The 12,104-nt window shown below is 71.3% G+C and carries 12 protein-coding genes; 10 read left to right on the forward strand and 2 right to left on the reverse strand.

The genetic code is table 11. The annotated features are described in order from the left end of the window. Window positions 1–32: 32 nt before the first annotated feature. From ACZ4TV_RS13680 to ACZ4TV_RS13725, 10 genes are all read left to right on the forward strand, one after another. Window positions 33–974 (forward strand): FKBP-type peptidyl-prolyl cis-trans isomerase, encoded by a 942-nt coding sequence (locus ACZ4TV_RS13680; protein WP_468134034.1) that lies wholly within the window; start codon window positions 33–35, stop codon window positions 972–974. Between the two features lie 28 nt (window positions 975–1,002). Next, window positions 1,003–1,398: an FKBP-type peptidyl-prolyl cis-trans isomerase gene (locus tag ACZ4TV_RS13685; RefSeq protein ID WP_468134036.1), complete on the forward strand. Its 396-nt coding sequence runs from the start codon at window positions 1,003–1,005 to the stop codon at window positions 1,396–1,398. Window positions 1,399–1,574: 176 nt separating this feature from the next. Continuing rightward, window positions 1,575–2,531 (forward strand): helix-turn-helix transcriptional regulator, encoded by a 957-nt coding sequence (locus ACZ4TV_RS13690; RefSeq protein WP_468134038.1) that lies wholly within the window; start codon window positions 1,575–1,577, stop codon window positions 2,529–2,531. A gap of 199 nt (window positions 2,532–2,730) precedes the next feature. Next, entirely contained in the window at window positions 2,731–3,699 is a 969-nt protein-coding gene (locus ACZ4TV_RS13695; RefSeq protein WP_468134040.1) for a helix-turn-helix transcriptional regulator, read from the forward strand. A gap of 14 nt (window positions 3,700–3,713) precedes the next feature. Then, a complete protein-coding gene (locus ACZ4TV_RS13700; RefSeq protein ID WP_030011077.1) occupies window positions 3,714–3,941 on the forward strand; it encodes a CpXC domain-containing protein in 228 nt (75 codons plus the stop codon). 26 nt (window positions 3,942–3,967) lie between these two features. Continuing rightward, entirely contained in the window at window positions 3,968–4,168 is a 201-nt protein-coding gene (locus tag ACZ4TV_RS13705) for a hypothetical protein (protein WP_468134043.1), read from the forward strand. Window positions 4,169–4,300: 132 nt separating this feature from the next. After that, window positions 4,301–4,597 (forward strand): Sec-independent protein translocase subunit TatA, encoded by a 297-nt coding sequence (tatA, locus tag ACZ4TV_RS13710; protein WP_468134045.1) that lies wholly within the window; start codon window positions 4,301–4,303, stop codon window positions 4,595–4,597. Window positions 4,598–4,644: 47 nt separating this feature from the next. Next, window positions 4,645–5,601, forward strand: a complete 957-nt coding sequence (gene tatC / locus ACZ4TV_RS13715; protein WP_468134047.1) for a twin-arginine translocase subunit TatC — start codon at window positions 4,645–4,647, stop codon at window positions 5,599–5,601. A gap of 130 nt (window positions 5,602–5,731) precedes the next feature. Next, complete coding sequence (locus tag ACZ4TV_RS13720; RefSeq protein ID WP_468134049.1) at window positions 5,732–8,572, forward strand: DEAD/DEAH box helicase; 2,841 nt, start codon at window positions 5,732–5,734, stop codon at window positions 8,570–8,572. A 90-nt stretch (window positions 8,573–8,662) separates the two neighbouring features. Continuing rightward, window positions 8,663–9,322, forward strand: coding sequence for a TetR/AcrR family transcriptional regulator (locus tag ACZ4TV_RS13725; RefSeq protein ID WP_468134051.1), 660 nt, complete (start codon window positions 8,663–8,665; stop codon window positions 9,320–9,322). Here the strand turns inward: ACZ4TV_RS13725 and ACZ4TV_RS13730 are convergent. Both ACZ4TV_RS13730 and ACZ4TV_RS13735 read right to left on the reverse strand, forming a co-directional pair. Continuing rightward, on the reverse strand, window positions 9,319–10,311 hold the full coding sequence (locus ACZ4TV_RS13730; protein WP_468134053.1) for an RluA family pseudouridine synthase: 993 nt from the start codon (window positions 10,309–10,311) through the stop codon (window positions 9,319–9,321). The genes ACZ4TV_RS13725 and ACZ4TV_RS13730 overlap by 4 nt on opposite strands. A 20-nt stretch (window positions 10,312–10,331) precedes the next feature. Then, on the reverse strand, window positions 10,332–11,867 hold the full coding sequence (locus ACZ4TV_RS13735) for a serine hydrolase (protein ID WP_468134055.1): 1,536 nt from the start codon (window positions 11,865–11,867) through the stop codon (window positions 10,332–10,334). Window positions 11,868–12,104 lie beyond the last annotated feature (237 nt).

Here is a 12,104-nt window from a genome sequence, read left to right on the forward strand (position 1 = left end):
GACCGCCTTGCCGTCTGAGATCTGAGGAACCCGTGCGCCGACTTGCCGGCCTGCTTGTCGTACCCCTTCTGCTGCTGACGACAGCAGCCTGTGGCGACGACAGCGGCTCCGACTCCGCCCAGATGAAGAACGGGGTGCCCGCGATCACCAAGGGTGCCAAGTTCGGGGAGACCCCCACCCTGTCGAAGGGGAAGGGCGGGCCGCCCAAGGAGCTGAAGGTGGTGACCATCAGCGAGGGCGCCGGGCAGGTGCTGAAGAAGGGCGACCTCGCGCAGGTCAACTACCTCGGCCAGGTGTGGGACGGCAAGGAGCCGTTCGACCAGAGCTTCGGCAAGCCCGCGCCGTTCGACCTGACCATCGGGGCCGGCGCCGTCATCAAGGGCTGGGACCAGGGCCTGGAGGGCCAGAAGATCGGCAGCCGTGTCGAGCTGGTGATCCCGCCGGAGCTCGGCTACGGCGAGCAGGGTTCGCCCCCGAAGATCAAGCCGAACGCCACGCTGGTCTTCGTCGTGGACATCGTCAAGGGTGCCACCGTCCCGGCCTCGGCCACGGGCAAGGAAGTCGCCCAGGACAACAAGGACCTGCCCAAGGTCGGCACGAACACGGACGGCAAGGAAGTCTCCGTGACCGTCCCGAAGGACACGGCCGAGCCGGCCAAGCTGGTGTCGAACTACATCCTGGAGGGCGACGGCCCGGCGGTGAAGGACACCGACAAGGTCGTGGTCAAGTTCAACGGCAAGACGTGGAAGGACGACAAGTCCTTCGAGAGCACGTACGGCACCGATCAGACGGTGACCTGGCCGCTGGAGCAGCTCTCGGTCCAGGGCCTGAAGGACGGCATGATCGGCAAGAAGGCCGGCAGCCGCATCCTGCTGGTCATCCCGCCGGACATGGCGTTCGGTGACAAGGAGCAGGGCACCATCCCGGCGAAGTCGACGCTGGTCTTCAGCCTCGACATCCTCGCGGTGATGTAAGACTGTTCCGGTTGACCGATTCGTACGTATGAGGAGCAGTTCCGTGAGCGACAAGCTCGAGAAGCCCGAGATCGACTTCCCCGAGGGCGAAGCCCCCAAGGACCTCCAGATCGAGGACATCTGGGTCGGCGACGGCGCGGAGGCCAAGAAGGGCGACCGGGTCTCCGTCCACTACGTGGGCGTGGCCTTCTCCACCGGCGAGGAGTTCGACGCCTCCTGGAACCGCGGCTCCGCGCTGCAGTTCCAGCTCGGTGTCGGCCAGGTCATCTCCGGCTGGGACCAGGGCGTCCAGGGCATGAAGGTCGGCGGCCGTCGCAAGCTGACGATCCCTGCGCACCTGGCCTACGGTGACCGCGGCGCGGGCGGCGCGATCGCCCCGGGCGAGACGCTGATCTTCGTCTGCGACCTGGTCAAGGTCGGCTGATCCGGACATCCGTGATCACAAGAGGGGCCCCCGCCGTCCGGCGGGGGCCCCTCGCTTTTGCCCGGGCGCGCCGGGGCGGTACGGTCAACGGTCACGGGTCCGTCCTCCGCCGTAGCGGTCGCGGCGCGTGTGACGGTGCGACGGATGTGTACGCGGAGAAGGGCGGAAGGGCGTCGATGGCGATTGCCAAGGCCGAGCGGCTGATGAATCTGGCGCTGTGTCTGCTGGGGACCCGCCGGCCGCTCAGCAAGCGCGAGTTGCGCGGTTCCATCGAGGCGTACATGGAGGCCGGCAACGACGAGTCCTTCAACCGCATGTTCGAGCGGGACAAGGACGATCTGCGCGAACTGGGCCTGGTCATCGAGACGGTGGAGAACCTGGAGGGCGAGACCGGCTACCTGGCCCGCCGGGACAGCAACCGGCTGCCTCCCGTCTCCCTGGACGCCGAGGAGGCCGCCGCCCTGGGGCTGGCGGCCAAGGTCTGGCAGCAGGCGCGCCTCGCGGGAGCCGCCAGCGGCGCCCTGCAGAAGCTGCGCGCGGGCGGGATGCCCGAGGCGGGGGACCCGTACGAGGGACAGCACAGCGCCATCGAGCCGCGCATCCCGGTCCACGAGGCGGCGTTCGAGCCGCTGATGCTGGCCTGCCGCGACCGCCGGCCGGTGGTCTTCGACTACCGCAAGTCCACCGCCGCCCGGCCCGAGACCCGTCAGGTGGAGCCCTGGGCGCTGGAGTGCTGGCGCGGCCACTGGTACCTGGCCGGTTACGACCGCGACCGCGGGGCGGAGCGGGTGTTCCGGCTCTCGCGGATCACCGGAAAGGTCCGCTCCCGGGTGGGCAAGTACACCGCCGAGGTGCCCGACGTGGTGACCGTACGGGAGACCGTGGCGAGCTGGGCCGGGGAGAGCGCGGACCGTTCCGCACTGATCCGGCTGCGTGCCGGGGCGGGGTACCCGCTGCGGGCCAAGGCCACCGCGGTGCGTGAGGGCGGGGACGGCTGGGACGAGCTGGAGATCCCGTACGGGCACGGGCTGGACGCCTGGCTGGTGGAGTTCGGGCCCGACGTCGTCGTGGTCGGGCCCGCCGACCTCCGGGCGGACGTGGTGGACCGGCTGCGGGCCGTCGCCGGGGCCTGAGGGGAGCCCGGCCGGGGCCCGGCCCCGGGGCCCGCCCGGGTTCGACCCGGGGGTTCGATCCGGGTTCGACCCGGGGGTTCGATCCGGGGTCGACGGGCCGCGCCGCCGGACCGCCGCCGCCGCACCTTCCGGCGGCGGCACCATTGAGACATCGCGACATCCAAGACGTGCCCGTGCCCTGAGGGGGAGACGTACCAGCATGGCTGCCAACGCCATCGACCAGACCCGCCGGATGCTGTCCCTGGTGACGTACCTGCGCGAGCGCCCCGGTGCGCACGTCGCCGACGTCGCGCGCGCCTTCGGCATCACCGAGGACGAGCTGATCTCGGACCTCGACGTGCTGCCCATGTGCGGGACCAGCTTCCGGGGCGGGGACCTGCTCGACATCGACACCGACGGGGAGCGCATTTGGTGGCGCAATCCCGACGCCTCGGGGGAGTCCACCGCCGAGCCGCTGCGGCTGGCGGCCGACGAGGCGACCGCGCTGCTGGTCGCGGCGCGCGCGGTGGCGACGCTGCCCGGGCTGCGCGAGAGCGACCGGGACGCCCTGCTGCGGGCCACCGCCAAACTGGAGGCGGCCGCGGGGGAGGCGGCCGGGGCCAGCTCCCGGCTGTCGGTGACCTTCGAGTCCGAGGGCGGGGTCTTCGCCGACGTCGACCGGGCCATCGCGGAGCGCCGGCGGCTGTGGCTGCGCTACTACTCGCCCGCGCGGGACGAGCTCACCGAGCGCAAGGTCGACCCGATCCGGCTCTTCGCGGTGGGGCACACGTACATGGAGGGGTGGTGCCACCTCTCCGAGGCCCGGCGCACCTTCCGCCTCGACCGGGTCGCGGAGATCCGGCTGCTGGACGAGCGGGCCGAGCCGCCCGCCATCGAGCCGCGCGACCTGTCCGAGGGGCTGGTCCAGCCGGCCGCCGAGGACCCGGAGGTCGTGGTCGAGGTGGGTCCGGGCGGGCGCTGGGTCGCCGAGTACTACCCGCACGACAGCGCGGAGGAACTGGCCGGGGGCGGCCTGCGGATCACCCTGCGCAGCCCGGACCCGGCCTCGCTGCGCCGGCTCGCGCTGCGGCTGGGCCGCGAGGGGCGCATCGTGGCCCCCGCGGAGCTGGCGGACAGCGCGCGCAGGGCCGCGCGGGAGGCACTCGCGGGATACGGGGAAAAGGTCTGAGGGGAACGCGGTCGATGTCGCCAACGTCCGGGCCCGTCGCCTTCAAGGCCTCCTGTCCCGACTGCCGCGCCCGCTTCGAGCTCGACGCGGGCGCCCTGCGGCTGGCCATCGGCGGCAGCCGGCGGACCACCTTCTACTCCTTCACCTGTCCCGAATGCGGCGCCGCCGTACGCAAACCAGCCGGTGAGCGCATCGTGGAACTGCTGACCGGCGGTGGCGTGAGCACCCTGCGCAGCATCTGAGGCGGCCGGTGGCCTAGGCTCGGTCCATGCTGTGGCCGATGTTCGCAATTGCCCTGGGGTTCCTCGCAGTCGCCGTGCTCGGGGTCCTGTCCGTGCGGGTCCACGTGGAGGTGCGCAGACTCGCCGCCCAGGTCGCGCAGGCGAGCCGCCGGATCACCGACGCCTCGGGGGACCTGGAGCGGGCGGCCGCCGACCTGGCCCGGGCGGGTCGCGGCGTGCGGCCGTAACCGGCCCGGACGCAAGCGGGGAGTCGCCCGGGGATTGCCGGGCGTTAACCCCCTGGGGTTACGATCCTCGGTAGACACAGTCCTTGGCGCCCGTCCGGTGTGCTGCGAACCTCGGAGAAAAGGAAGATACCTATGTTCGGCAACCTCAGGGGTTGGGAAATCTTCGTCATTCTCGGAGTCATCATCCTGCTGTTCGGCGCCAAGAAGCTCCCGGACATGGCCCGCTCGCTGGGCAAGTCGGCCCGCATCCTCAAGAGCGAGGCCAAGGCCATGAAGAAGGACGGCGAGTCCGAGGACGCGTCCACCGCCGCCACCGCCGCGGACCAGTCCGCGCAGCAGCCCGTCGCCCCGCGCACCATCCAGGCCGCGCCCGGTGACGTCAGCAGCTCCCGGCCGGTCAGCGAGCCGAACCGCACCGCCCAGGGCTGAGACCCGCCGTACACGCCAGTCATCTGTAACGAGACAAGGGACGTGGGTTGCTCAAGTCTGCCCGCAAGCAGGGGAAAGCGGACAAGGACGCCGAAGGGCGGATGCCTCTTGTCGAGCACCTGCGTGAGCTGAGAAACCGTCTGCTGAAGTCGGTCCTGGCGATCCTCCTGATCACCATCGTGTCGGCCTTCTTCTACAAGGACCTCATCGACTTCATGCTGAAGCCGATGCTGGACTCCGTGGGCTGTACCGACGGGGTGGTCTCGCAGCGCAACGGCCGTCCCTGCGCCGACATGACCGTGAACGGCCTGATCGCGCCGTTCTCGATCGCCCTCAAGGTCTCGCTCACCGCCGGTGTGGTGCTCTCCGCACCGGTGTGGCTCTACCAGCTGTGGGCCTTCACCGCCCCCGGCCTGCACAGCCACGAGAAGAAGTACGCGATGAGCTTCGTCGCGGTCGGCGCGCCGCTCTTCGCCGCCGGCGCGGTGCTCGCGTACAAGATCCTCCCGCAGACCGCGATGGTCCTGCTCGACTTCACCCCCGACCACGCCCGCAACCTGCTGCCGGTCGACGACTACCTCGACCTGATCACGCGCATGGTCGTGGTCTTCGGCCTGGCCTTCGAGCTGCCGCTGCTGCTGATCCTGCTCAACATCACCGGTGTGCTCACCGCGAAGCGGCTGGGGGGCTGGTGGCGTGCCATGGTCCTCGGCATCACCGTCTTCTCCGCGTTCGCGACGCCCACCGGTGACCCGCTGACCATGCTGTCGCTGGCCGTCCCGATCGTGGCCCTCTACTTCATCGCGCTCGGCGTCTGCCTGGTCAACGACCGCAGGCGGCGGCGCAACGACCCCGACGCGGCGCTGGACGACGACGAGGCCTCCGAGCTGGACCTCACCCCGTCGAAGATCGGTGAGCTGGACCCGGTCCCGGCTCCCGCCGCGCTCCCCGGACAGGCCGACGGCGGACGCGGGCGGATCAACGGTTACGACGACGCGACCTGACCGGCGCCGCCAGGACGGCGAGCCGCCGGGGAGGCTTCCGGTGACCGCGCGGTGGGTGCCGGGGGCGGTCCGGCCGCTCACTTAAATGATCGCGACTGTTGTCAGAGGTGGCGGGTAGGCTCGAAACAAGATGACCGAAGAACTCTCACCCGCCGAGCGGTACGCCGCTGCCCGGATCCGCGCCGCCGAAGAGGCCACCGCCCTGGCCCCCTTCCGCGAGCTGTACGAATTCGATCTGGACCCGTACCAGGTCGAGGCCTGCAAGGCACTGGAGGCGGGCAAGGGCGTCCTCGTCGCCGCCCCGACCGGCTCGGGCAAGACGATCGTCGGCGAGTTCGCCGTGCACCTGGGCTTCCAGCAGGGCCGCAAGTGCTTCTACACGACGCCGATCAAGGCGCTGTCGAACCAGAAGTACGCCGACCTCGTCAAGCGCTACGGCGCCGACAAGGTGGGCCTGCTGACCGGCGACAACAGTGTGAATGCCGAGGCGCCGGTGGTCGTGATGACCACCGAGGTGCTCCGCAACATGCTGTACGCGGGCTCGCAGTCGCTGCTGGGCCTCGGCTACGTCGTGATGGACGAGGTCCACTACCTCTCCGACCGGTTCCGCGGAGCCGTCTGGGAAGAAGTGATCATCCACCTGCCCGAATCGGTGACCCTGGTGTCACTGTCGGCGACCGTGTCCAACGCCGAGGAGTTCGGCGACTGGCTGGACACCGTGCGCGGGGACACCGAGGTGATCGTCTCCGAGGAGCGGCCCGTACCGCTGTGGCAGCACGTCATGGCCGGCCGCCGGATCTACGACCTCTTCGAGGAGGAGTCCGACCACGGAGGCCGCGGCTCCGCGCGCCGGGAGGTCAATCCCGACCTGCTGCGCATGGCGCGCGAGGAGAACAGCCGCACCTACATCCCGAAGGACCGGCGGCGCGGCAGGATGCTCCGCGAGGCCGACCGCGAGCGCGAGCGGCGCTCCCGCGGCCGGATCTGGACCCCGTCCCGCCCCGAGGTGATCGCCCGCCTCGACAACGACGGGCTGCTGCCCGCCATCAACTTCATCTTCAGCCGGGCCGGCTGCGAGGCCGCGGTCCAGCAGTGCCTGTACGCGGGCCTGCGGCTCAATGACGAATCCGCGCGCCTGAAGGTCCGCGAGATCGTCGAGGCGCGCACCGCGACCATCCCCGCCGAGGACCTGCACGTCCTGGGGTACTACGAGTGGCTCGAAGGCCTGGAGCGGGGCATCGCCGCGCACCACGCGGGCATGCTGCCCACCTTCAAGGAGGTGGTGGAGGAGCTGTTCGTACGCGGTCTGGTGAAGGCCGTCTTCGCCACCGAGACCCTGGCGCTGGGCATCAACATGCCCGCGCGCACGGTGATCCTGGAGAAGCTGGTCAAGTGGAACGGTGAGCAGCACGCCGACATCACCCCCGGCGAGTACACGCAGCTGACCGGCCGGGCCGGGCGGCGCGGCATCGACATCGAGGGCCACGCGGTGGTGCTCTGGCAGCGGGGCATGGACCCGGTGGGGCTCGCCGGGCTGGCGGGTACCCGTACGTATCCGCTGCGCTCCAGCTTCAAGCCCTCGTACAACATGGCCGTGAACCTGGTCAGCCAGTTCGGGCGGCACCGCTCGCGCGAGCTGCTGGAGACCTCCTTCGCGCAGTTCCAGGCGGACCGCTCGGTCGTCGGGATCTCCCGGCAGGTGCAGCGCAACGAGGAGGGGCTGCAGGGCTACCAGGAGGGCATGACCTGCCACCTGGGGAACTTCGAGGAGTACGCGCAGCTGCGCCGCGACCTCAAGGACCGTGAGACGGAGCTGGCCAAGCAGGGTGCGGCCCAGCGGCGGGTGCAGGCGGCCAGTTCGCTGGAGAAGCTGAAGCCGGGCGACATCATCCACGTGCCGACGGGCAAGTTCGCCGGGCTCGCGCTGGTCCTGGACCCGGGTGTGCCGGCCGGGCGGGTCAACGGGCACCGCGGGTACGAGTACGCGGAGGGTCCGCGTCCGCTGGTGCTCACCGCCGAGCGGCAGGTCAAACGGCTCGCCTCGATCGACTTCCCGGTTCCGGTGGAGGCCCTCGACCGGATGCGGATCCCCAAGACCTTCAACGCGCGCTCGCCGCAGTCCCGTCGGGACCTGGCGTCCCAGCTGCGGACCAAGGCCGGGCACATCGCGCCCGAGCGGCGGGGCCGCGGCCGGGCCGCGGCGGCCGACGACCGCGAGATCGCCCGGCTGCGGGCCGCGCTGCGGGCGCATCCCTGCCACGGCTGCGACGAGCGCGAGGACCACGCCCGGTGGGCGGAGCGCTACCACCGGCTCAAGCGGGACACCGTGCAGCTGGAGCGGCGGATCGAGGGCCGGACGAACACCATCGCCCGCACTTTCGACCGGATCCACGCACTGCTGACCGAGCTGGACTACCTGCGCGAGGACGAGGTCACCGTGCACGGCAAGCGGCTCGCCCGGCTGTACGGGGAGCTCGACCTGCTGGCCTCCGAGTGCCTGCGCGCCAGGATCTGGGAGGGTCTGAGCCCGGCCGAACTGGCCGCCTGCGTTTCGGCGTTGGTGTTCGAGGCGCGGCAGTCCGACGACGCGGTGGCGCCGAAGGTGCCCGGTGGCGCGGCGAAGGAGGCGCTGGCCGAGATGGTCCGCATCTGGGGCCGGCTCGACGCGCTGGAGGAGGAGCACCGCATCAACCAGGCGGAGGGCGTGGGCCAGCGCGAGCCGGACCTCGGCTTCGCGTGGGCGGCGTACCAGTGGGCCTCCGACAAGAGCCTGGACGAGGTGCTGCGCGAGGCGGAGATGCCGGCGGGCGACTTCGTGCGCTGGTGCAAGCAGGTCATCGACGTGCTGGGGCAGATCGCGGCGGCGGCCCCTTCGGCCTCCGGCGACAGCGGGAGCACGGTGGCGCGAAACGCCCGCAAGGCCGTGGACGCACTGCTTCGGGGTGTAGTGGCCTACAGCTCGGTCGGCTAGAGCCTTTTGGATCTTCCTCCAAAAGAAGGGCTGGCTTGATCTGACCTCTTGCCATGATCGAATCGGCGTGCTTTGTGCGACGATCGGTTCATGAGTGGCGGAGCAGACGAAGGGCCGAGACGGGTCGGTCGGCCGCGCGCCGACCAGCTGAGACCGGAGAGCGGCCGGCCGCCGCGTGAGGAACTCCTCTGCGCGGCGGCCGAGTTGTTCACCGTTCAGGGATACGCGGCGACCACCACGCGGGCGGTCGCCCAACGGGCCGGAATGCGCCAGGCCACGATGTACCACTACTTCGGCGGCAAGGAGGAACTCCTCGCCGAGCTGCTGGAGTCCACGGTCGCACCCTCGCTGGTGCTGGCCCGGCAGTTGCTCGCCGATGTCCGGCGGCCCGCCGCGCGGCGGCTGTGGGAGCTGTGCCGCTCCGACGTGCTGCTGCTGTGCGGGGGCCCGTACAACCTGGGGGCGCTCTACCTGCTGCCCGAGGTGGGCGGCCCCCGCTTCACGCAGTTCCGCCGGATGCGCGCGGACCTCAAGGACGCCTACCGGGTGTTGCTCGACGGGACCTGCGTCGGCGCCGAACTGGCCGCCGACCGGGCGGGGCTGGCGCTGCGCAACGACCTGGTCTTCGGGCTGATCGAGGGCGTCATGCTGATCCACCGCTCCGCTCCGGCCCGCCCGGTGGCGGCCTTCGCGGAGGCCACCGCCGACGCGGCGCTGCGGATCGCGGGCGTCGGCCTTCGCGACGACTAGGGGGTGTCCGGGCGACCGGACGGCTGAGTGCCCGTGCCGGCCTCCCAGCCGGCGCGGTCGTGCCAGGCCTGGAGGGTGCGGGCGCTCTCGAAGCGGTGCACGGCCCCGGTGACCGGGTCGGTGAACGCCAGGACCCGGGCCAGGAGTTGGAGGGGCCGGCGGTAGTCGTCCGGGGCCGGATCTGTGACGTGCGGATACACCGGGTCGCCGAGGATGGGCAGGCCCAGACGGTTCATGTGCACCCTCAGCTGATGGGTGCGGCCGGTGTGCGGGGTCAGCCGGTAGCGTCCCAAGCCGCCCTCGGTGTCGGTGAGTTCGATCAGACTCTCGGCGTTGGGCGAGCCGCCGGGCACCTCGGTCGCCGCGATGACCCCGCGGGCCTTCTCGATCCGGCTGCGGACCGTGCGGGGCAGGTCGAGCCCCGGATCGTGGGCCGCGAGGGCCTCGTACTCCTTGTGTACCTCGCGCCGCTGGAAGAGGAGCTGGTACGCGCCGCGGTCCTCGGGCCGGATGCTGAACATCACCAGTCCCGCCGTCAGCCGGTCCAGGCGGTGCGCCGGGCTGAGCGCGGGCAGGTCCAGCTCCTCGCGGAGCCGGGCCAGGGCGGTCTCGGTGATGTGGCTGCCGCGCGGGGTGGTCGCCAGGAAGTGCGGCTTGTCCACCACCAGCAGGTGCGCGTCGCGGTGGACGACGGAGATCGGGAAGGGCACGGGCGGCTCGGGCTCCATGTCCCGGTGGAACCACAGGTAGGCGCCCGGCTCGTACGGATCCGTCGCGTGCAGGACCCGCCCGCCGGGGCCGAGGACCCGGCCGGCGGCAAGCAGGTGCGCGATGGACCCGGCGCCGCGGGTGCCGGCGTAGCGCGCGGCGAGGTAGCCGCCGAGATCCGTCCACGTTCCGTCCGGGTCCGGTGGCAGGCGCAGCCGGACCGGGTCGATGCCGGCGACCTGGGGGAGGGGCGAGGGGGGTGACTGGGCTCTGCGTCTCATCTCGGGGACAGGCTATGCGGCTACTGCTCGGTGAAGGTGCCCAGGCGGTTGGCGTCGAGGTACTCGACGCGGAAGGTGCCGTCGGTGAAGAACACCCCGGTGCGGCCGATCGCGTTCTCGCCCCTCGTCTCGAAGCTGAAGGTGTCGCCGTCGTAGTGCGTGAGCGGATAGCGCTGGGGCTTCGGGCCGAGGGAGAGGGTGAGCGCGCCCTTGTCGTCGGCGGTCACGGTGGCCTTGCCGTAGTAGGGGTTGTCGTAGGTGCCGGTGTACGCGGCGCTGTCCTGGGCCGGCTTGGCTCCGGCGGGCGGGTGGGCGTAGTCGGTGGGGGAGCGGCCCACATTGAGCTCCTGCTCGTACAGGGTCGAGATCAGGGGGAGCCAGTCGGTGGTGGCCTTGCCGTGCTCGGCGAAGTCGAAGAAGTTCAGGGCGACGGTGTCGGCGACGCCGACCGGCGCGCCGTTGGTGAGGACGACGATGCCGAGCTTTTCCAGCGGGAGCATGGTGACGTTGGTGTTGGCGCCGAGTTCGAAGCCGCCGGAATGGCTCAGGCGCAGCCGGCCCGCGCTGTCGTAGGAGACGTTCCAGCCCAGGCCGTAGAAGCCGGTGCGGTTGGCGGGCGGGGTGGGCGGCTGCGACAGGATCTGCGGGAAGTGGGTGGCGGCGAGGGTGTCGGCCGGGATGATGCGCTTCTCATCGAGGGTGCCGTCGGCGAGCTGGAGCCGCAGCCAGCGGGACATGTCGCGGGCGGAGGAGCTGACCCCGCCGGCCGGCGCCTGGGCGTCGGGGTTGCGGACGAAGCGGGGGCTCCAGGTGCCGTCCGGGTTCTTCACGTGGGTGGCCGCGTGGTTCGGGGCTCGCTCGAACGCGGAGAACTCGGTGCTGCTGCTGGTCATTCCGGCGGGCTTGAACAGGACGTCCTCGGAGAGCTTCTGCCAGCTGGTGCCCTTGGCGCGGGCCACGGCCTCGGCGGCGGCGGTGAGGCCGAAGTTGGTGTAGGCGTAGCTCGCGCGGAACGGGGTGAGGGGCTCGAAGCGGAGGTGGTCCAGGATGTACGCCTGGTCGTAGCCGAGGTCTTCGAGGAGGTCACCGGCGTGGTCGGGGAGGCCGCTGCGGTGGGAGAACAGGTCGGCGGTCGTCACGTGACCGGAGACCCAGGGGTCCTTCAGGGAGAACCCGGGGAGCGCGGTGTGGCGGCCCCACTCGCCGGGCTCGGTGACGGCGCCGGCCACGATGGTGGAGGAGATCGGCTTGGAGACGGAGGCGACCTGGAAGACCGTGTCCGGGTCGACCTTCGCGGTCTCGCCGGTACGGCGGATGCCGTAGCCCTTGATGTGGACGACCTCGTCGTCGTGGACGACGGCCACGGAGACGCCGGGGACGCCGGTGCGGCGCATCAGGTTCGCGATGTCCTGGTCGAGGTGGGCGACGGCCTTGTCGACGGCCTCGTCGGTGATCTGCGGTTTCGGCGCGGGGGGCGGGGAGGGGGCGGCGCTGGCCGCTCCCGTGGCCAGCAGCACGGCGGTCCCGGCTGCCCCGATTGCGCGGAGCGTACGCATGCGTCCATTGTCCCGCCGGTGCGCGGTCCCCGCGCGGGCGGAGGCACGGTGCGGCGTTGTTGCCGGGGCGTTGCCCCGGACCCCGCGCCTCGAACGCCGGCGGGGCTGGATTGGGCCGGGTAGGGCTGGGTGGTGCGGCGGGCAAGCCAGACCGTAGGGCGGGGGCAATGGCGGACGGCATCAGCCGAAACCAGCCTCGCCGGCGTTTGAGGCGCGGGGTTGGGGGCGGAGCCCCAG

This window comes from Streptomyces sp. NPDC028910 (assembly GCF_055564955.1).